The following is a 22452-nucleotide window of genomic DNA, read 5'->3' as shown; positions in this document are numbered from 1 at the left end:
ATAGGCTTTTAAGACTATTTATATACTAATATTACAATGTATAAATAGCTCTAAATGTTATAAAACGTGGTTGAAGAAAAGTCGCAGAATTAGTTACAAATACATTGTTTGCCCCATTATTAATTCTAGCATCAATATTGAGAATATTGTTTGCTCTAATTTCATATTCCCATTTTGCATCTCTGTCTTTTCTGTAACCCAAACGTGCACTCCATGTCGTAAAAGATTCTGACCTCCCATTAAAATTTTGATTGTTATACTCATAATCTGTGACAAAAGTTACAGAATCCCATATGTAAGCATCAAAACGAACTGACGGCCTATTGGTTATAATCTCAGTACTTGTATTACCTTGATTATTAGTTGTTACAGAATAGGTGTATCTCAACCTTACATTAGGTGCTTCTCTAAAATTTGTACGGAATTCTGGTGTATAACTTTGATTGAAAGATTCGTTAACACCTCTCACATCATTAATAAACTGATTATTTAGACTATAGTTAAATGAAGCCCTACCGCCTATACGAATTTTACCAAAGCGCTTATTCCATAAGCCAAATGCGGTTAGACTTTCGTCAGCAAATTGTGAATTAAAAAATGTGTTTGTTCTAATGACATTTTCTAGGTTTGTACGATTACGAATTTGGTCTTCCCTTTTAGAATAACTAACTCTGGCTACAACCTGAGTATTATTAAACAAATTAAAACTTCTATAAAACAAACTAACATTTTGACTTAGTCCATTAAGTAATTCTGAATTACCGAATGATAAATTTGTTGGGCTATTATTTAAAAGTAAACCTTCGGCTATATTTGTTACGTCTGTAAATTGATTAGACATACGGTAGTTAAGGGTTAAACTTTCGGATTTTTTAAATTGTACTCTAGCTTCAAAATCGGGTAACACTCTAAAGAAATTATCTTCAAATTTAACACCAAATTGCTCATTTTGATTACCATAGGCATGAAATGAAACTCCTGGTCTAAACGTAAATTTACCTACTCTTACATTATAACGTACGCCTGCATAAATATCACTGAAATTATATTGCGTGTCATTCTCTGCTCTTAAAAGGTTGCCATCGCCGTCATCAAGACTTGGTGTGGGATTTAGAGTATTTCCGTTTTCTAAAAACTGGAAAATATTAGAATTAAAATCTTGACGACTTAGAATGGTTCCGAAGGTAAAATTTAAGTTGCTTTTTGGATTAAGTATATTATAATAATCAACTTTAGCATCTAATTGATTGGTTTTGACCAATTGATTTTGTCCTAAATTGTAAAAATCTAAACTTTGGTCTAATCCGATACCCACTGCTGTATCGTCATAAGCATCATTATCACTTGCTGGGTCATTATTTAAAACAGCATTTAAAAAAGGGTCTTCGTTACGCAATAAATGTGCTGCCTCTAGGGCGAAGATGTTATTCTCATCTAAGGTATAATAGTAGTTTAAGTTTTGATTAATGCTAAATGGAGTTACCTCTGCTAATTGCGATGTTTCACCTATCACAGAAGAAAACTCAGATTGTCTCTCAATGTCTTTTGACAAACGTCCTAAAATATCGTAATCTAGTTGATTATTTGGATTTGGTTTATAACTAGCACTTAATTTTGCCAAACCTTGATCAGAAGCTTCTTTACCTGTACTTACAGTTTCTTCATCTAATTGTCCTGCACCAGCGTCCAAAAATCGTCTAAATGTTTCCTCTCTTGTATTTAATCTGGTGGTATTGTAAATTATAAAACCACTTAAATCTAGAGCTGGGTTTGGTGAATAACTAAAGTTGGTTGCTAATAACTTTGACTCAACGCGTTGCGCATTTGCAACGCTAGTTAAACCTTGTAATCCGTTATTTCCTAAATCTATACTGGTACCACTATCACGACTCGGTGCTCTAAAACCTCCTCCAAAATTACGCACTTCTCTATTGGTTAAGGCTGGTTCACCAATATTATTCATATCACCAATAACATTGACACTATACTTTGGACTATAGTAAAATAGTTTTGGTTGCACTAAATACAATTCGTCATTTGGTGATGGTGCAGTACCAGCACCCACGGTAATATCTCCAAACCAAAAGTTTTCTTTTCCCTCTTTTAGTTTAATATTAATCGCTACATTATTTTGATTATTGGTAACACTTCGTAATTGTCCTACCTCAGAAAAGTTTCTTAATACCTCTATTTTATCTACTGCGTTAGATGGTATATTTTGAGTTGCAAGTTTTGTGTCCCCATCAAAAAAATCCTTTCCGTTTACGGTGATTTTCTGCACGGGATTTCCTTCAACTTCCAATTGACCATTTTCGTTAACTTCTACGCCAGGTAGCTTTTCTAATACATCACCAAGTTTTCGTTCTGTACCATTTTTAAAGGAATCTGCATTATAGACAATAGTATCTCCTTTTATAGTAACAGGCATTTCGTAAGTTAATTCTACAGCATCAAGAGCATTGTCTAATTGCATCACAAAATCCTTTTTAATATCTGCTTCCTTAGTTTCGAGAATAAAATCAATAGTCTTCATACCAATGTATGTAACCTGCACTTTGTATTTACCTTTTTTACCTAAGGACAATCGATATTCTCCTTTAGCATCAGTAATACCATAGGATTCTAAAGCTTTAGTCTCTTGGTTAATTGCAATTACATTGGCTAACTCTAAGGGCTGACCTATACTGTCTTTAACTACTCCTGAGAGTTTAACTTGCGAATAGGAGCTTAGTGCTACTACAAACGCTAGTAGCGTGAATATTTTTTTCATTTTGAATGATGTGTTATAAAATTGGTTAGTTATACAGAAATGGTTAATTTCTTCTTCCTCCTCGTCTTCCTCGCCAGTTATCTCTCATTTCTTGCATCTTCTTTGTGGTAATTTCTGTGTATTCTTCTTGTGTTACAACTTCTCCTTTTTCAGGTTTCTTAATATTATCTTTTTCCTTAGGGTTCATTATAATTTTTGTACAAAGGATTGTGGTACGGTCTGCGTTAACTTCTAAAATAAGACCTGGCAAACCCCAATAATCATCTGGACCTTGGTTTATAGGAATTTGAGGTGTGTACCATGCCACGACTTCAATAGTTTTTGGAATCTCAACTTCGTCCATTGGGTCTCCAGATTTATCTGCTTTGGTTGAATCCTTTTCCTTCTTTGTAGCTTCTGGTTGGCGACGTCTCATGCTTCTCCAATCTAATCCCGTAACAGGCTTAGTTGCAGTAGCTTTAAAAACAGTATAATTACCGATTTGCTTGGTTTCAGAACCCATTTTCCATTCTAAGTTTTTAAGCTCGTCTTTTATGAGAAACTGCTTACCAAAAAACTCTTGGTCTTGGATAAGTTCTTTGTCTTTTACATTCTTGTATTTTGGACCACCTGTAAAACTACTAGCAAATCCTCCCCATCCTCCTCCTGAGCCTTGTGCCTCAAGACGTTCCTCTTCTTTGTATATGGATTCCTCTTTATTGAAGGTTAGGATATATTCTTTTTCAAGAAAGCTTTTCATTCTTTCTTGCCAGCGTTTCATTTGTTCGGGACTAACTTGTCTGTTTCCACCGCCAAACTGACTCATATCAATGGTTGTTTTTGTTTGGTAGTATGCCTTACCTTGAAAAGCTTGACCAAAAGAGAAAGAACTTGCTAGTATTGCTATTGCAAATGCTAAAGTTTTAAGTAGAGATGATTTCATTTGTTTTCTGTTTAAACTTAATGTTACAACATTAAGACTTGTGAAATAACAAAAAGTTAAACCGCGCTTTGTTAAACTTAAGTTAAACAAATTAACCTCTTCGACGCCCACTACGATTGTTTCTAAAATCTTTCATCTTATCAATAACTGTAGCTTGGTAATCTTCTTTATTGATTTCCTCACCTCTTTTAGGCGCTTCAATCTCAATGGTTTCTTTAGGATTAATTACAATCTTGGAACACAACATCGTATTATTATCTGCACTGACTTCTAAAATCAAACCTGGTAAACCCCAATATTCAGAAGGACCATGACTTACAGGGATTTGTGGTGTATACCACGCTTCTACTTGTGTCATCTTTATCTCTGATTCTTTTACCGCTCCAGTAGAATCAACTTGTAGTTCTTGTCTTCTTAACTTATCCCATGAAAAATTGTACCATGATAATTCATCTGACGGAACAAGTGCCATAGCTTTAAAACAAGTGTAATTCCCAATCTGTTTGGTTTCTGAACCCAATTGCCAATCTATCTTTTGTAATTTGTCCTTTACCAAAAACTTCTTACCATAAAACTCTTGACTCTGTACCAAAGCATTATCTTTTACGTTTTTATAAGAATCGCCTTGAGCAAAGTTTTTCCCCCAAGAATCTGTTGCACCAGACATAGCGTCTAACTTTTCATCTTCTTTAAAAAAAGATTCTGTTTTGTTAAAACTTAAGACATAGGTTTTTTCTAAGCGATTTTTCATCCGCGCCATAACCTGTTTTTTTTGTGCCTCGCTGAGCCTAGCTCCCCATCTTCCTAAATCCATTGTAGATTTTGAAAAGTAATACGCTTTGCCTTGAAATTCTTGTGCTTTACTTTGAAGTGAAACACTAAAAATTAGAGTTAAAATGCTAAGTTTTAATAAAATCGATTTCATGATGATGGTCTAAAATTGTTATTGTGTTTAACAAATCTAAGCAATCATTAAACATAATGATTCTGTTTATCAAAACATTAACACTAGTTATTTAGCCTCCAATCCTTAATTCAATGGCTTCGCCACCGCGATTTCCCTTTCTTGGCTTAAAGCGTTCTAGCATCTCTTTACGTTTTTTCTCCATGATTTTATCGTAACCTTCTTGGTCTATCTCTTTCCCTTTAGTTGGCTCAGAAATTTCAATCTTCTTTTCGGGATTCAAAATAATCTTAGTGCAAACTATTTGTTGCTTATCCGTGCTAACTTCTAATATTAGCCCTGGTAATCCATAATAATTTCCTGGGCCGTTATTAACAGGAATTTGTGGTGTATACCAAGCGGTAACGATTTGAGTTTCTTTTACAGTTTCAATATCTCTCTCGTCTTTTTCGTTATCACTACTGCTAAAACTTGTACTATTGTCTACTTCAATCTCTCTAGAGAATGTAGCTTTAAAGCATTGGTACTCTCCGATATATTTAGTTTCAGATTCTAATTTCCACTCAATAGGTTTCAACTCATCTTTTACTAAAAATATTTTACCGTAGACGTCTTTTTGGTCTGTGTAACGCTTGTCTTTTGTATTCTTATACAAGATGTCACCGCCTCCACCATCGCCTATAACCATAACTTGAATATCTCCACCACCTACTTGTGGTGGCGCTAAAGACTCATCTTCTTTGTAAACAGACGCTTCTTTATCAAAATTTAAAGTAAATGTTTTCTGAAATTGTTTTCTCAACATGGCTTGCATTTGCTTATGCAGCTCATCATTGACTTTGGTACTGTCTATTTTAATATCTATAGCACGACTTGTTTTGTAAACTGCTTTTCCTTGAAAATCCTGAGCTTGAGCACTGGTAAAGACCAGTGCTAAACTCAAGAATAAAACTCTAATAACTGTTTTCATTTTATGATGATTTTACTCTTTTGATTTGTAATATTTAATTGCTGCTTTTCTAAGTTTTTTAATGTTCTTAAGAAACTCTTTTTTGTCGTTAGTGTTTCCCTTTATTTCATAGCTCATGCTAGACTTTACGCCATTAGACATGGTCTTTCCATTACATTTTATTTTAAAACTCAATTCTTCACCTTTTTCGGTAATATCTAATAGTTCTTCAAAATCTTTGATTGAAAACGTAGATTCAATGTCTTCTGCAGAATCAACTTCAACGCTTATACTTACGTTTTCAATTTTAACGTCATCTAGCTTAACCTTACCATTCAAATCTTTTGATTGTGCAAAGATTGCTGTTGCCATAAATAATGTAATCAATGTAATTAAATTTTTCATTTTGTATTTGTTTTTTGATTAGTACACTACAAATATGTTAACTTATTCTCTACATTAGAGTTAACCAACGTTAACGTGTGTTAAGCGATTAGTCTACTTTAAGAATATGGTCTACTTTTGAAGCATGAATGATAAACGTTATAGATATATATTGTATGCAATTACACTAGTAATACTTGCCACCATAAGCATACAAATTTATTGGAATTACAAAAACTACCTTACTAATAAGCAACAGTTGATTAATGATGTGCAGGTAAGTTTGGATAAGGCCGTAGACGACTATTATGCTAATTTAGCTAAAGAAACTCGTGTGGGCTTCTCATTTGCTGAGACTTCTACAGATGACATATTTGATGATAATAGTGCCTTTACTAAAATCCTAAAGAATATAGATGAGAAAAATGGTAAGATTAAACCCATTGACACCATTGACACAAGTGAAATAAAAAGCCTATCCGTATTTAGAGGATTTAGTGCAGATTCTATGATGAAGGCTCATAATGAAGAACATAATCCAATCTCCCTGGATTCTTTGAAAGGCACTATAAGAGATTTGAAGTTGACTCAACCTTCTATTAATGCCTCTGAAATTCAATTATTATCCACAAAAATATTTATATCTATTAGTAATGACTCTTTAGATGTAAGAGAGGTTAACAAACTACTTATAGAGGATTTTGAAAGAAAAAAGATTGAACTTGACCACCATTTGGCTTATTTTGAAAAGGTGCCAGATAGTGCTACACAAGCTCGATTTGCAAAAATGAAAAAAAATCTGCCTAAAAATGAATTTGACAATTATGACCTTCAGATTGAATCTAAATCCTCATTTTTACCAGAGGGCAGTCTTCTTAAACTAAACTTTGCTAACGAAACTTTAAATGTTCTAAAACGTAGTTTTAGCGGAATATTAATATCAACATTTTTAGTTCTAGCTGTTATAAGTTGCTTATTCTATTTATTAAAGATTATCAAGAATCAAAAACAACTGGCAGAGGTTAAAAACGACCTCATTAGCAACATTACTCACGAGTTTAAAACACCTATAGCTACTATTGGTGTAGCTCTTGAAGGCATTAGTAACTTTAATGTTATAGAAGACAAAGAGAAAACCAAGAAGTATATTGATATGTCTTCTAGTCAACTATCTAAACTAAATGTTATGGTTGAAAAACTTTTAGAAACCGCAACTTTAGACAGTGAGAGTCTTGAACTTAACAAAGAGCATATAGATATTGTAGCACTTTTAACTTCACTTTGCAGCAGGTATCAAGCGCAATATACAGACAAAACTATTCAAACAAGTTTTAAGGTCGAGAGCTTGATAGCTAATGTAGATATTTTTCATTTTGAAAATGCATTAAACAACATTTTAGATAATGCTATAAAATATGGTGGGGATATCATTACCGTAGACTTAATACCAAATACAAATAGCTTTAATATCAATATTTCTGATAATGGCACGAGCTTAACAAAGGCAAGCAAAGAGCGTATCTTTGAAAAATTTTATCGTGTTCCTAAAGGCAATAAGCATGATGTAAAAGGCTTTGGCATTGGTTTGTTTTACACCAAAAGTATTATAGAAAAACATGAAGGCTCCATTCAATTAGACCTTAACAATAAACTCACCACGTTTAAAATTGAACTTCCTAATGGCTAATCCCACAAAAATATTACTTGCGGAAGACGAAGCCGCACTAGGACAAATTATTAAAGAAAGTCTTGAAACCCGAGATTTTGAAGTCTTGCTTTGTGAAGATGGAGAGAAAGCTTTTAAAACCTATAAATCAGAGTCTCCAGAACTTTTAGTTCTAGACGTTATGATGCCAAAAAAAGATGGTTTTACGTTAGCAAAAGATATTCGTAAGATTGACGATACCATTCCAATTATATTTTTAACTGCTAAATCACAAACTCAGGATGTAGTTGAAGGTTTTACGATTGGTGGCAACGATTATTTAAAAAAGCCCTTTAGTATGGAAGAGCTTATTGTTAGGATTCACAATCTTATTGGTAGAGCAAAACTTCAGAAAACAGCAGAGATTATTGCTCTTGGAGACTTCACTTTCGATTTTCCGAAACAGCTACTAAGCTATAAAACAGAAGCTCCTATTCAACTTACCCATCGTGAGGCACATTTACTTTTTCATTTGATAAAAAATAAAAACGCAGTTCTTGACCGCTCACTTATTTTAAACAAGCTTTGGGGTACAGATGATTTTTTCTCTGCTAGAAGTATGGATGTGTTTATCTCCAAACTTAGAAAGAAACTAAAACAAGACGAAAGCATTCAGATTCTTAATGTACGTGGTTTTGGTTATAAGTTGACGGATTAACTTATTTTAAAATTGATTATGTTGTCAGATTGAGCGCAGTCGAAATCTAATAGAAGTAACAATTAAAAAAAATCTTATCTGTTTTAACGAGATGCTGAAACGAGTTCAGCATGACAAGAAAGAATTAATGGCACAATTTTCGTACTTTTCGGTTTGGTATGAAACAGTTTCTATTTTCAATATTTTGTCTTGCATTTTTTGTTGGGTTTACTCAAAATGAAGTCGCGCTTAAGTTTCAAGATGAAATAACATTAAAAGCTGATAAAGTTTATGGAGTAGATACCTTCGGGACTTTGTATTATTCTGATGAAAACGAAAGTTTCTATAAAAAAACGGCTGATACAACTATTAGCTATGCCAACTTTCAACTCGGAAAAATAAGCTCTGCAAATGCATTTAATCCTTTAAAAATAAATCTTTTTTATCATGATTTTAATACCGTGGTAATTTTAGACAATCGTTTGGCAGAGATTACCAAAGTAGACTTCAACACAACTTCAGAGTACAAAAATGTAAGTCTAGTTTCTACTGGTTATGATAATACCTTGTGGTTGTTTAATCAAGACTTACAACTACTGGAATTGTACGACTATCTCAATAACAAAACACGCATAAAAACGGTACCTATCCAGTCTCAGGCTTTGGATTTAAAAAGCGATTATAACTATTGCTATCTACTTACAGAAAAGTATCTGTACATCTACAGTTATTTTGGTAGCCTCATCCATAAGATTGAAAATAAAGGCTATACCGAAATGGCTTTTAGCAAAGCAAATTTGGTGTTAAAAGCTGATAATGAATTGTTTCTTTTACAAAAAAATACGACAGAGTTAGTACCACTTAGTGGTTTAGATTTGTTAATAAATCAGTTTTTGGTAACCAATGAAACCTTGTATATTTACAACGACGAAAAGCTACGTCGCTACCAACTAAAATCACAATAAATTATGCATGTTGCTATTGCGGGAAATATAGGCGCAGGAAAAACTACGCTCACAAAATTACTAGCTAAACACTATAAGTGGGAAGCACAACTCGAAGATGTTGTAGACAATCCTTATCTGGATGATTTTTACAACCAAATGGAGCGTTGGAGTTTTAATCTACAGGTCTATTTTTTGAATAGTAGATTTCGCCAAGTGAATCAAATTCAGCAAAGTGGTAAGAGTATTATACAAGATAGAACCATCTATGAAGATGCCTTTATTTTTGCTCCCAACTTGCATGCCATGGGCCTTATGACAAATCGCGATTTTGAGAATTACTCTTCTCTTTTTGAGCTTATGGAATCTTTTGTGAAGGGTCCAGACCTTTTAATTTATCTACGAAGTAGTATTCAAAATTTAGTAGCACAAATTCACAAGCGTGGTCGTGATTACGAAAACTCTATCAGCATTGATTACCTAAGTCGTCTTAATGAGCGCTACGAAGCATGGATTAGCAAATACAATAAAGGAAACTTACTTATTATAGATGTAGACAATTTAGATTTTGTTGCTAATCCTGAAGATTTAGGAGGCATTATCAATAAAATTGATGCAGAAATAAATGGTTTATTTTAATTTCCAAAAGCTCTAGGCTAATTTATAATATTACATCTCTATAAATCCATGTGCTTTTGCATGCATGATAGCTTCGGAACTATTATCTACAATTAAAACTGGAAGCTCTTTATAATCTTTAAAAAGATTTTTGATGCGTTTCATACGCTTTTTATGCTCTACACTTCTGAGGTAGATAGCCGCTATTCTGTTTGGAAATTTCTCTACGACATCGAGATAAATATAAGCGTCTTTTTCGCCACAATCTCCAATGAGGATAAACTTTAAATCAGGATAAGTTTTTAGAATATTAAAAACTTCATGATACTTATGAGCGAGCTCTAATTTTGGTGTTTTATCAAAAGGGGTACGAAAATCTCTAAGCAAGATTGGCCCTTTTGGAAAAGCGTTTGACTTGAGAAAAAACTCTAAATAACGGTACAAATTCCAAGGGCTATTACTCACATAAAAAATAGGATTAACAGTGTCATGCAACAACTCATAAAACTCTGCTGTGCCCTCTAAGGCCTTTCTTTTTAGAGGTGTTTTAAAAAAAGTATTGACCACAACTTTCCATTTTAATCTGGAGGTTACTCCGGTATGTAAAATTGTATCGTCAATATCACTAATAACTCCAAACTTGGCTTCTTGTGATGGCACTAACATTTGCCCTTTAAACAAATTGTCTTGTTGTATGTGTCGTTTTAGAGAGTTGTCATTGTACTTTACCTTGTAAGATAACCAACCTTCAGCATCCGTTTTAAAATCTAGCTCTGTTGATACATCATAAAGATAATACCCTTCAGCATCTGTTTTTAAATGGAATTCATTTCCTTCGACACTAATTTGAATAGCTGTGTTTCTAATTTCATCAGTTTCAAATCGTTTCCATGAATTTACAAGTAAATTAAACCATCCTTTTTTAGATAAATCGATGTCTTCATCTTCTAAAGCTCGACCACGCAGGTACAGATGCTTTGATGTGCCATAAGTTAAGAATGGGATAATTTGAAGGGGATCTCTTTTCAGCATATTCCAAATATAAAAAAACCACGACAAAGCGTGGTTTAAGTTTATTTAAAAACATTTCGTTTTATTTAAGCTTATTCTCGATAAATTCAGCAAATGCCGAACAGTCTAACTAACGATTCTAGCTTAATTTTTTTGAGATTTTGCGTAAGCTTCAGCTTGCTTAGTTACCTCATCTAAATTACCTTTAAATGTTTTTTCTTTCACTAATGTTTCTCCATCACCAATAGTGGTTTTAGTAATTACTTTAGCCGTAGCGGTGCCGTCTAAAGTTCTATCCCCTTGTGTTTCTACAGAGATTTCTTTAATGACTTCGACATTTTGATTTGTTGCAACGGCAGTTTCAGAATGGCCTCCTAAAATTGGTGCTATTACCAATCCAATCAAGCAAGTTAATTTAATTAAGATGTTCATCGATGGCCCTGACGTATCTTTAAAAGGATCTCCAACTGTATCTCCAGTTACAGCAGCTTTATGAGCGTCAGAACCTTTATAGGTCATCACACCATTAATTTCTACTCCAGCCTCGAAAGATTTTTTAGCATTATCCCATGCACCTCCAGCATTGTTTTGAAAAATCGCCCAAAGTACACCACTTACAGATACACCTGCCATGTAACCACCAAGCATTTCAGCGACTAATTTATGATTATCTGGATAGATTAAAAGACCTATTAAAACAATAACAATTGGGAAACCAATAGTTAAAATCCCAGGTAACAACATTTGCTTTAAAGATGCTTTTGTAGATATATCTACACACTTGTCGTATTCTGGTGTTCCTGTGCCTTCCATAATTCCAGGAATTTCTCTGAATTGACGACGTACTTCTTCTACCATTTCCATAGCTGCTTTTCCAACAGAACTCATAGCTAAGGCTGAAAACACAACCGGCACCATACCTCCAACAAAAAGCATAGATAAAACTGGTGCTTTAAAGATGTTAATTCCATCTATATCTGTAAACGTCACATAAGCTGCAAATAATGCTAGAGCTGTTAATGCTGCTGAAGCAATAGCAAAACCTTTACCTGTTGCAGCAGTAGTGTTTCCAACAGAATCTAAAATATCAGTACGCTCTCTTACGATAGGCTCTTGTTCACTCATTTCAGCAATACCACCTGCATTATCCGCAATAGGACCAAATGCATCAATAGCTAATTGCATCGCTGTTGTTGCCATCATTGCAGATGCAGCCATAGCTACACCGTAGAATCCTGCAAATGCATAAGACGCCCAAATCGCAGCAGCAAATAATAATACAGAACTAAATGTAGAAATCATCCCTGTTGCTAAACCAGCAATAATGTTAGTTGCAGCTCCTGTACTTGATTGTTGTACAATATTTAGAATTGGTTTTTTACCTAAACCTGTATAGTATTCAGTAAAAGAAGATATCGCACCTCCTACAACAAGACCAACTAAGGTAGCATAGAATACGCGCAGTGATGAAATTTCCTTTAAGCCTTCGCCAAAGAATTCCATTTTCATGGTTTCTGGTAACATCCAAGTTACTAAACCAAAACATGCTACAGCTACTAAACCAATGGATGTCCAGTTACCAATATTTAAAGCCTTTTGTACTTGCGCTTCTTTGGCGTCGTTAGATGAAATCTTCACTAAGAACGTTCCAATAATAGAAATGATAATACCTGCTCCAGCAATTGCCATTGGTAATAAAATAGTTCCTATACCACCAAAAGCATCTTCGATAGCACCGCCCATATCTTTAATGATATAGTTCCCTAATACCATAGCTGCTAAGACGGTTGCAACATAAGACCCAAATAAATCGGCTCCCATACCCGCAACATCACCTACGTTATCTCCAACGTTATCTGCAATTGTAGCAGGGTTACGTGGGTCATCCTCAGGAATACCAGCTTCAACCTTACCAACCAAATCGGCACCAACATCAGCTGCTTTTGTATAAATACCACCACCTACACGAGCAAAAAGCGCAATAGACTCCGCTCCAAGAGAGAAACCAGCAAGTGTTTCTAGAACTAAAGTCATGTCTGTAGTATTTGTCCATTCTCCACCCATAAACATTTGGTAGAAAATGATAAAAAACGCTGTTAAACCTAGTACTGCTAAACCTGCAACACCAAGACCCATTACTGTACCACCACCAAAAGAAATATTTAATGCTTTTGGCAAACTTGTTTTAGCTGCTTGCGTAGTACGTACATTAGTCTTGGTTGCAATGCGCATACCGATATTTCCAGCAACTGCTGAAAACACAGCACCGATAATGAAAGCCACAATAATCAAGTAGCTTGTAGACTCAACAACCGTAGCTACTCCAGCTAAAGCTATACTCGCCCCAATCACAAAAAAGGTTAATAATTTGTATTCCGCTTTTAAGAATGCTAAAGCGCCCACGTATATGTGGTCTGATATCTCTTTCATTTTACCGTCTCCAGCATCTTGTTTCATAATTGAAGAACGCTTAATCAACATGTAGATTAAACCAAGAATTGCCAAAACAATTGGCATGTAAATCATGTAGGATTCCATATAATAATTTTAATTAGTTTGATTTGTTATTTAGCTGCGCTAAAGTAAGAAAATGATATAGAATAGAAAAGCCCTTTTGCTATGCAAACAAAAGGGCTTATATATTAGTTGTAATTACACTAATTATATCGTAAAATTTCCATTGGCTTTGTGCTCGCTATTCTCGTAACGGTCTACACATTTATTGAAAATATCGTAGGCTTCTTTGGCATCTCCCCATCCACCAACATCAACTTTTTTCTTTTCTAGGTCTTTATATACTTGAAAAAAGTGTGTGATTTCTTTTTTACGATGCGGATTTAAATCCGAAATATCTTTGTAAGAATTCCAGATTGGGTCTGTAACCGGCACACAAATTAACTTTTCATCTGGTCCTTTCTCGTCAGCCATATGAAAAACACCGATTGGCTTTACCTCAACAACACACATTGGAAAAGTTGGCTCATGTCCTAAAACTAAGACATCTAATGGGTCACCATCTAGCGCTAAAGTCTCTGGAATAAACCCATAATCTCCAGGATACATCATAGAAGAAAACAACATACGATCAAAGCGTATTTTGTTTAACTCAAAATCGTATTCGTATTTATTTCTACTTCCTTTTGGTATTTCTATTAATACATCAAAGGTTAACTTGCCTGTCTTTGTCATAATCATCTCTTTTAAAAAGGGGTGCAAAGATACGCTATTGTTTGAGTATTGCAAGGATTGATTTTGATTTATCCATATATAATTTAAGTAATAAAAAACACTCGTTATATTTTATTAAAATATTGATTAATTGAAAATTAGAAGTTTGAAGTTGAGTTGTAAAATAAATTATATTTACAATATAGATTGAGTGAAAAAACAACTAATTCTAATTTTTTTCTTTCATAAGATTTCATGCATAATCAGTTGGCAAACATTCTTAATATTTAAAATGGCAGATATTACAATTTTACCTTTAGCATTGACTGTTATGCTTGGACCTCAAATATTAGTAGGCATGTTACTTATTACTAGAAAAGACCCTATTAAAAGTTCATTGACTTATATTGTGTCTTTAATATCTACTTTGATTTTAACCACTTATATTTTCTACTGGCTCACTTCTGTAACAGATTTTCATAAGATTACAATAAGTAATAGACCTGTAATAAAATATTTATTGATTGCATTACTTATATTTCTTATTGTTCGCTCAATAGTAAATCGAAATCAAATTACTGAACCTCCTAAATGGATGCAAGGAATTACAACGGCATCCTTAGGAAAAATTTTTTTAATTGGTTTAGGTCTTATAGCTTTTATGCCAACAGACATTGCAATAGCTTTTACTGTAGGGAATTTTTTAAATGATAACTCAAACCACTTTTTAGAAGCGTTGCCTTTTTTTGTGGCTGTTGTTTTTATATCATTTATACCTTTACTAATCTATTTTTTAATAGGGAAAAAAGGTCATAAATATCTAGAAAATGTAAATGATTGGTTAAATACGCATGGCTATATCATAAACATAATAGTGCTCTCTTTTTTTATATTTTTATTATTATAAATAAAAATGTATTTTAAAAAGAACATACTCTACCAACAAAACAAAAAATTACCAATATGAAAAAACTCAATATCTTAATTCTTGTATTAGTAATCCTAGGATGCAAAGAAAATCAAACATTTGATACAAATCTTCTTAATCCAGAAGTTATTGACCACAATGTGCCTAATAAAACAGAGCCATATGCTGACCAAGAGATTTTAAAAAATTTAGCACCTATAAGAGCAAGGTTCGATAATTATGCAATTACTAAAGAAAGTGAATTTATTAACAACAGAATGACATCTTTTGGAAAGCAGATGCCAAAGACCATTTACGAACCTGTAAAAGATAAAGCCTTTTTAATGTCTGGTTGGCAACTGACTTCAACTCTAATTGTAGTTGGAGATAATGGACTTATAGTTGTAGATCCTGGAGAAAGTGATGAAGCTTCCGAAAGAATATTAAACGATTTTAGAAAAGAAACCAATATTCAATTTCCTGTAAAGGCTGTAGTATATACTCATAGACATCCTGATCACTCATTCGGATCTGCTGGAATGGGAGTGACTCAAGAACAAGTGGATAATGGAGATGTAAAAATATTTGCTCATTATCAATTTATGGACTATTTGGCTAATGATGCAAGTGTTGTTGGATCAATTTTAACGGAGCGAACAGCTTATGGAGGAGCTTCCTATTTAGGGCAAAATGAAAAGGGCCTTGTACATGCTGGTTTAGGTCCAACTTTTGCTGGTGGAAAAATTTCTTTCTATCGTCCTACCGATATTGTAAAAGATAAATTACAAACTGAAGTAGCTGGAGTAAAGATGGTTTTATTTGAAGCTTACGGTGATGCTGAAGATGAAATAGACGTTTTTTTTCCAGATTTAAAACATGTCCATGGTTCTGAGACGATTCAAGGAGAATCATTTCCAAATCTCTACACATTAAGAGGAACTAAATATCGTGATTTGGTAAAGTGGTATAAAGGCGTAGACAATTTATTAGATTATGCCAAGCAGAGCGACAGCTACAGCCATTCGCACATGCGCTCTTGGGTTGGAAATGATTTTATTGTAGAACGAATCCAGAATTACAGAGATGCTATTCAATTTACCCACGACCAATCCATTTTTCATATGAATCAAGGAGCTACAAGAGAAGAACTAGTAAACTTAGTCTCGCTTCCAGAAAACCTAAAAAAAGACCCTTGGCTACAAGAATTTTATGGGAGTGTAGAGCATGTTGTAAGAAACGTCTACAATGGTTATTTGGGTTGGTATTCTGGTGATGCAACCGAGTTAGCAGCTCCATCTTTTAAAAGAAAAGCCGAGCTTTATATTTCTGCTATGGGCGGAAGAGACAACATTTTAAAAATAGCCAATGAAGCAATTGAAGCTAAAGATTATGGTTGGGCAATGGAAATAACCACACATCTTGTACGCTCAAATCCTGAAGATCAGGAAGCAAGAGATTTAAAGGGAAAAGCAATGCAAGCTTGGGGTTATGACCAAGCCAATATTTATTATAGAAATTTCGCATTATCTGGAGCTAAAGAACTTGATGGCACCTTAGATAAATCTGGTGCATTTGATTTTGCAAATCCTGTGATAATTGAGCAATTCGGAATAGGAACAATATTAGAAAACTTGAGAGTGAAAATTGACGCATCTAAAGCTGTAAATGCCGATTTTAAAATAGGTTTTAAAATTACAGACCGAAATGAACAATATGGATTTCATGTACGAAACGGAATTTCAGCATTTTACAACTACGTTCCTGATAATTCTAATTTGGTAATAAGTATACCAAGCACTGTGGTTTATGACTTTGTATTAGGTAAAGGTCGAGTAATTGATGCTATAAACTCAGGTAAAGGTAAAGCAGAAGGTGATTTGAGTCAATTAGAAACATTTATGAATTACTTTGATTTTAGTAAGCCAAACATCAATCTTTCTTCTAGATAATAGTAGTTTTTGTTATCTCATTAATATCAATTTGCGTAAAATGTAAAAAAAGTAAGATTTGAAAATACCGTTATATTTAGTTCTTATTTGTTTTTGTTTACAAGGATTTAGTCAACAAGAATTTTTTAGTGAGGCTATTTTAAAAAACACTATAATTTCTAAAAAAACTTGGAAATTTAATCTAATTAGCAATTACAAACATGCTTATCAAAATAGTAAATGGCGAAGGTTTGGATTAGATTTTGACTTTAATAAAAAGCTAAATTCAAATTAGACGATTTCTGGCGGAATTGCTAATAATTATCGGTTTGATAAAGAGTTGGGTGATTTTTATGAATTAAGACCAAAAATCGGCATTGAATATAAAATTTCAATTTTTGAAAATGTAATTCTTAAACAAAGACTATTAGGAGAATGGAGAAATTTCTTTCTCGCCAATCATAATCATTATTTAAGGTCACGGTATAATATAGAATTAAATTATGATTTTAAAAACAATAGTAATAGCCAAAAATACTGGGGTTTAATTTCTTCTTTTGAATGGTATTTTTTGAAGGATTCATTATCGCAAGAACGCTATTCAAACTCAAGAGAATTTTCTTTTTTTTTGTTTTAAAAAAATTAGAAAAATTTCAAATTATGATTGGATATATAAGAGAAGTATTTCTTTCGGATAGTAAAAGTTTCGGTTTAACAGGCAATACTATTTCATTACGCATGATTTTATGATTAGAAAAGCATAATTATAATTGGAAAACAACTTTAATCAATATCTTAAAATCTTTAAAAAACCTTTCTATCTCCTTTTCTTTTTTGGCTTAAATTTTGCTTTATTCTTACGCTGATTAAATGGTATCGCGTCATCAAACGTATGCTTTGCAGGTTTTGCTTTTTTGTTTTTTCGCCATTTGTCATCAACTGGCAACAACACGTTGAGTAAATCCTTACGATTGAGTTTATTTAGGGTTTTTCGTATCCAATCTTTGTTTTCCTTCTTGTACCAAAAGAAAAAACGATGCTGCTCGTCTTTTTCTTTCTTAGTTTTTGGTGTTTTCGTTGGCTTTAAAGTATATGGATGATAACCACTATAATATATCACCGTAGCAACCGTCATTGGCGTTGGCGTAAAACCTTGTACTTGCTCTAACTGAAAGCCCATGTCTTTAGTTTCGGCAGCCAAGTTTGCCATATCTTCTACTTCGCACGCTGGATGATTTGATATAAAATAAGGTATGAGTTGAAGATTCAAACCTTTCTTGATGTTTATCTTATCAAAACGTTCTTTAAACTTATGGAAATACGAGAATGATGGCTTACGCATCAGCTTTAAAACTGGGTCGCTAGTATGTTCTGGCGCTACTTTGAGTCGGCCAGACACATGCTTGGTCATGACCTCTTCGGTATAATCGTCTAACTCTTTAGCATCTGCGTTTTTGTTAAATTCAGGAACCAACATATCGTGTCTAATTCCGCTACCTATAAAAGATTTTTTAACTTTTGGATGCTTATCTACTGCTTGGTAAAGTTCAGTTAATGGTTTATGAGACGTATCGAGATTACTACAAATCACTGGCGAAATACAAGATGGCGCCACGCATTTATCACAGATAGATTGCACCTTACCTTTCATCTGGTACATATTGGCACTTGGTCCACCAATGTCGCTTAAATAACCTTTAAAATCAGGCATATTCGCCACTTTATCCACTTCACGAAGTATGGATTCTTTACTTCTACTGGCAATAAATTTGCCTTGATGCGCCGATATGGTACAAAAACTACAACCACCAAAACATCCACGGTGAATATTTATTGAGGTTTTAATCATTTCAAACGCCGGAATTGGTCCACGTTTATTGTATTTAGGATGCGGTAGTCGTGTGTATGGTAAATCGAAAGAGGCATCAATTTCTTTTTCCGTCATGGTTGGATATGGCGGATTAATCATCAATGTTTTGTTGCCTACTTTCTGAAAAATACGTCGAGCTTTGAGTTTATTTGACTCTTGCTCTATGATTTTAAAATTTGAAGCAAACTTCTTTTTGTCTTTTAGACAAGTTTCATGAGATTCAATCTCTACATCTTCCCAGTTAGAATTCTTAGGAATAGATTCATCCTTATCTATTAAAACCGCTGTTTGCTCAATCGTTTTCAAACTTGAAAACGGAACGCCTTTTTGCAGCAAACGCACCACTTCTCTCAGTGGCTGCTCGCCCATACCGTATACCAACATATCTGCTTTAGACGATTCTAAAATAGTTGGCATAAGCTTATCACTCCAATAATCGTAATGTGTTACACGACGCAGCGAAGCCTCGATACCGCCAATTAAAATAGGTGTATCTGGGAATTTTTCCTTTAAAATATTTGAATAAACCGTAGTTGCGTAATCGGGTCTAAAACCTATATCGCCATTTGGTGTGTACGCATCTTTATCACGACGTTTTTTGCTCGCAGTATAATTGCTGACCATAGGGTCCATACAACCGCCAGTAACACCAAAAAATAAACTTGGCACACCTAATTTTGTAAAGTCCTGAAGATTATCTGTAACACTCGGTTGTGGCACAATAGCCACCTTTAAGCCTAAACTTTCTAAAATACGACCGATAACCGCAGGACCAAAAGAAGGATGGTCTACGTAGGCATCACCGCTAAAAAGAATAACATCTAATTCTTCCCAACCTCGGATTTTCACCTCTTTTCGGGTAGTAGGCAACCAACTAGATAGTCTTAATTCTTCTTGCATAGCTTTACAAAAATACGCTATTTATGCTTAAAATGAATGTGACAAAAATCTGACTAAAAAACTAGAGCCTTACAATTAAAGCATTTTTAAGGTATTGATTTCTTGAGTAGTAAGATGTTTCCAGTGTCCTCTTGGAATATCTTTTTTGGTGAGGTGACCAATCGCCACACAGTCTATTTTTACCAAATCGTAATTAAGTGTATCAAAAATAGTACGCAAAATGGTATTCCCAGTATTCTTGATTTTTATCCCGATTTTGTTTTTAGATTCGCCTTCGATATAGCTAATCTCTTCAACAGTAATTAGCTTTCCTTCAACTTTAAAACCGTCTTGAATTTTCTTTAAATCCTCGTATTTCAGATTTTTATCTAATTCAATTTGAAATAAACGCGCCACACCATTTTTAGAATTGGTGAACTTTTTTACAATCTCATCATCATTTGTAAATAACAGCAATCCCAAAGAATTTCTACCTAAACGCCCAATAGGCTTTATACGTGCAGACGTGGCATTTTCTACCAAATCCATCACTGTACGCCCTTTACCTTCTGCAGTAGTCGTTGCAAAACCTTTTGGTTTATTAAGTAATACGTAAGTTTTTGGTTCTGGATTAATTCGACGACCATCAAAGCGTACATCATCAGTCGGTTTTACCTTGTAACCCATTTCTGTAATTACAGAACCGTTTACCGTTACAAGACCAATAGAAATATTCTCATCAGCTTCACGACGTGAACACATGCCTGAGTTGGCAATGTATTTATTTAAACGAATCTCGTCTGAATTGGACGTTGTTTTAGGTGCAGCCTTCTTTTTTTTAGGCGCATATCTTTGCTTAGAAAATGGTTTCTTTCCTTCACCAGAATATTGCTTTCCGTCTCTCTTGCCTTTACCTTTTTTATCTTGCTGTTTTGACATGCTTAAAATTTTTGCAAAGGTAATACAATAGTTAACATTAACTACTTAATTTCCACAGTAGTTTGACGCTCAGTATTCACTGTTAATTTTGTGACATCTGGTCGTGAATAATGTCCAACAACATCAAAGTTTTGACGCTCCTCTAATACGCGATTAAAATCTATTTTTTGAAATATTAAACCCTCTTTGCGAATAACTGGCTCCACAATCCATTCTCCATCTGGTCCAGCTATGCAGCTTCCGCCATTAGCCAAAGTATCAGGTGCGTTTTTTACTATCTCGTCATAATATGGCGTGCTTTCAGGAAAGTCTGATTTTACCATTAAACTCGAAACCGAAACCACGAAAGAGCGTGATTCTCGAGCGATAAAACGTGTAATATCTTTGGTATTATGGTCACTTCCTGGCCAAACGGCGATATGGAGATTTTCACCTTGACCATACAATGCTGTTCTTGGAAGTGGCATCCAATTTTCCCAGCAATTTAGCCCACCAACTGTAAACGCTTTTAATGGATGCACCTTTAAACCGTTTCCATCGCCTGGCGCCCAAGTTAGACGTTCATCGTATGTTGGTTGTAATTTTCTGTGTACCGATTCTATACTACCTTTTGGATTTATGTAAACTAATGATGCATAAATACTATGTCCACCGCGATCTTCAGGACGTTCCATAATGCCCAAATAAATCGCAATATTATGTTCTTTTGCCAATTTACAAACCGAATATAATTCGCCTTTCTCAATACAGATAGAATTGCTTACATAATGTGCATGTAACTTTTTATTGACGTCTGTGTTCCATTCCGCTCCACCAGTTAAGGCCAACCAAAATGGATAACCCGGTAATAATGCTTCTCCAAAAACAATAAGTTCGGCATTTTCTTTTGCGGCATCTTCAATCGATTGTTCAATTTTTTGAAGTGTTGCTGATTTATTTAACCAAACTGGAGCGATTTGCGCCATCGCTATTTTTAGAGTCGTATTCATTTTTAGAGTCGGTTTAAAACAAGGTTTATATTTATGAGTACAATTGAAAAAACACCCGCCACAATTATAAACTTCAAAATATTATGAAGCCATAAGTAATGTGTTTTGTTGTTGGATTTCCAAAGTAGTAGTAGGAAAACAAATAATAAAATTACACTCGCGTAGAAGAAATAATACATCTGTCCTATTTCAAAATAAAAGACAAGTATCATTGCTGTAATACAGGTAATTATTAAAGCTCCTGTCAATAAATATTTTGAAATTTTTTCGCCGTAAACTACGGGTACAGTTCTGTAGTTTAAAGCTAAATCGCCTTTAATATTTTCCAAATCTTTTGTCAATTCTCGCATTGAAATCAATAGGAATAAAAACAAGGCGTGGACGAAAACGACCAGTTCAAAATTTCTGTAGTAAATGAATATAGCAAAGAAAGGCGTAACCGTTAATATAGCTGAAACTAGATTACCCGTAATTGGCATTTTCTTTAACTTATGTGAATAAAACCAAATAGCAAAAATATAAAGTGCAAAGAAAATTACAGCTCTGAAGGACACATAACTCGCAAAGATGACTGCCAAGAAATTCAACGTAAAATAAATAGACAACTTGGTATTTTGACTCACCAATCTATCTAACATACTTTTGTTAGGGCGATTGATTAAATCTTTCTCAGAATCGTAAAAATTATTGATGATATATCCTGAAGCTATTGCAGCTGAAGACGCTAAAACTAGCATCAGCAAGTTGACATCAAACAGTACATCTCTAAGTTGAAAGTGAGGTGCGAAAATGTATATAGAAGCTAAATATTGAGCAATAACTACAATTAGAATGTTGTACCCGCGGACCACAGAAAAGAGACTAAAAACCTTTAAGAAAATATGTTTTTGTTGTCTCGATAGCATGAGTTAGTAAAAAGAGTGAAATG

General features: G+C 34.0%; 18 protein-coding genes. 6 read left to right on the top strand and 12 right to left on the bottom strand.

From position 1 onward, the window contains the following. Window positions 1-31 precede the first annotated feature (31 nt). The 5 genes from BUB95_RS07285 to BUB95_RS07265 form a co-directional block, all read right to left on the bottom strand. Window positions 32-2770, bottom strand: coding sequence for a TonB-dependent receptor (locus BUB95_RS07285; RefSeq protein ID WP_073084788.1), 2739 nt, complete (start codon window positions 2768-2770; stop codon window positions 32-34). A 43-nt stretch (window positions 2771-2813) separates the two neighbouring features. Continuing rightward, window positions 2814-3692 carry a GLPGLI family protein gene (locus BUB95_RS07280; RefSeq protein WP_073085146.1) on the bottom strand — a complete coding sequence of 293 codons (879 nt, stop codon included), beginning with the start codon at window positions 3690-3692 and terminating at the stop codon, window positions 2814-2816. Between the two features lie 91 nt (window positions 3693-3783). Next, complete coding sequence (locus BUB95_RS07275; RefSeq protein WP_073084786.1) at window positions 3784-4617, bottom strand: GLPGLI family protein; 834 nt, start codon at window positions 4615-4617, stop codon at window positions 3784-3786. A 91-nt stretch (window positions 4618-4708) separates the two neighbouring features. Further along, on the bottom strand, window positions 4709-5566 hold the full coding sequence (locus BUB95_RS07270; RefSeq protein ID WP_073084784.1) for a GLPGLI family protein: 858 nt from the start codon (window positions 5564-5566) through the stop codon (window positions 4709-4711). A 12-nt stretch (window positions 5567-5578) separates the two neighbouring features. Further along, window positions 5579-5950: a hypothetical protein gene (locus BUB95_RS07265; RefSeq protein ID WP_073084782.1), complete on the bottom strand. Its 372-nt coding sequence runs from the start codon at window positions 5948-5950 to the stop codon at window positions 5579-5581. Window positions 5951-6074: 124 nt separating this feature from the next. Here BUB95_RS07265 and BUB95_RS07260 point away from each other — a divergent pair, with 124 nt between their 5' ends. From BUB95_RS07260 to BUB95_RS07245, 4 genes are all read left to right on the top strand, one after another. Further along, complete coding sequence (locus tag BUB95_RS07260; RefSeq protein WP_073084780.1) at window positions 6075-7616, top strand: sensor histidine kinase; 1542 nt, start codon at window positions 6075-6077, stop codon at window positions 7614-7616. Next, complete coding sequence (locus BUB95_RS07255; protein ID WP_073084777.1) at window positions 7609-8292, top strand: response regulator transcription factor; 684 nt, start codon at window positions 7609-7611, stop codon at window positions 8290-8292. The genes BUB95_RS07260 and BUB95_RS07255 overlap by 8 nt, the downstream gene beginning before the upstream one ends. Window positions 8293-8450: 158 nt before the next feature. After that, a complete protein-coding gene (locus BUB95_RS07250; RefSeq protein ID WP_073084775.1) occupies window positions 8451-9236 on the top strand; it encodes a hypothetical protein in 786 nt (261 codons plus the stop codon). A 3-nt stretch (window positions 9237-9239) separates the two neighbouring features. Next, the gene (locus BUB95_RS07245) at window positions 9240-9854 is read left to right on the top strand and encodes a deoxynucleoside kinase (RefSeq protein WP_073084773.1); all 615 of its coding nucleotides are present in this window, start codon (window positions 9240-9242) and stop codon (window positions 9852-9854) included. Window positions 9855-9884: 30 nt separating this feature from the next. On the opposite strand, the gene BUB95_RS07240 is transcribed toward BUB95_RS07245, so the two are convergent. The 3 genes from BUB95_RS07240 to BUB95_RS07230 form a co-directional block, all read right to left on the bottom strand. After that, window positions 9885-10865: an App1 family protein gene (locus tag BUB95_RS07240; protein ID WP_073084771.1), complete on the bottom strand. Its 981-nt coding sequence runs from the start codon at window positions 10863-10865 to the stop codon at window positions 9885-9887. A 123-nt stretch (window positions 10866-10988) separates the two neighbouring features. Continuing rightward, window positions 10989-13382: a sodium-translocating pyrophosphatase gene (locus BUB95_RS07235; RefSeq protein WP_073084770.1), complete on the bottom strand. Its 2394-nt coding sequence runs from the start codon at window positions 13380-13382 to the stop codon at window positions 10989-10991. A gap of 123 nt (window positions 13383-13505) precedes the next feature. Next, complete coding sequence (locus BUB95_RS07230; RefSeq protein WP_073084769.1) at window positions 13506-14033, bottom strand: inorganic diphosphatase; 528 nt, start codon at window positions 14031-14033, stop codon at window positions 13506-13508. Window positions 14034-14304: 271 nt separating this feature from the next. Here BUB95_RS07230 and BUB95_RS07225 point away from each other — a divergent pair, with 271 nt between their 5' ends. After that, on the top strand, window positions 14305-14919 hold the full coding sequence (locus BUB95_RS07225; RefSeq protein ID WP_073084768.1) for a GAP family protein: 615 nt from the start codon (window positions 14305-14307) through the stop codon (window positions 14917-14919). Between the two features lie 56 nt (window positions 14920-14975). Next, the gene (locus BUB95_RS07220) at window positions 14976-16868 is read left to right on the top strand and encodes an alkyl sulfatase dimerization domain-containing protein (RefSeq protein WP_073084765.1); all 1893 of its coding nucleotides are present in this window, start codon (window positions 14976-14978) and stop codon (window positions 16866-16868) included. A 796-nt stretch (window positions 16869-17664) separates the two neighbouring features. On the opposite strand, the gene BUB95_RS07205 is transcribed toward BUB95_RS07220, so the two are convergent. The 4 genes from BUB95_RS07205 to BUB95_RS07190 form a co-directional block, all read right to left on the bottom strand. Beyond that, window positions 17665-19617, bottom strand: a complete 1953-nt coding sequence (locus BUB95_RS07205) for a YgiQ family radical SAM protein (protein WP_073084758.1) — start codon at window positions 19615-19617, stop codon at window positions 17665-17667. 75 nt (window positions 19618-19692) lie between these two features. Then, window positions 19693-20535: a pseudouridine synthase gene (locus tag BUB95_RS07200; protein WP_073084756.1), complete on the bottom strand. Its 843-nt coding sequence runs from the start codon at window positions 20533-20535 to the stop codon at window positions 19693-19695. A 41-nt stretch (window positions 20536-20576) separates the two neighbouring features. Continuing rightward, complete coding sequence (locus BUB95_RS07195) at window positions 20577-21524, bottom strand: carbon-nitrogen hydrolase family protein (protein WP_073084754.1); 948 nt, start codon at window positions 21522-21524, stop codon at window positions 20577-20579. Between the two features lie 2 nt (window positions 21525-21526). Continuing rightward, window positions 21527-22429: a geranylgeranylglycerol-phosphate geranylgeranyltransferase gene (locus BUB95_RS07190; RefSeq protein ID WP_073084752.1), complete on the bottom strand. Its 903-nt coding sequence runs from the start codon at window positions 22427-22429 to the stop codon at window positions 21527-21529. Window positions 22430-22452 lie beyond the last annotated feature (23 nt).

Origin of the sequence: Winogradskyella jejuensis (assembly GCF_900129745.1) — a bacterium.
Lineage (GTDB): Bacteria > Bacteroidota > Bacteroidia > Flavobacteriales > Flavobacteriaceae > Winogradskyella > Winogradskyella jejuensis.
The sequence above is the reverse complement of the archived record's forward strand: the minus strand, read 5'-3'. Positions and strand labels throughout refer to the sequence as shown.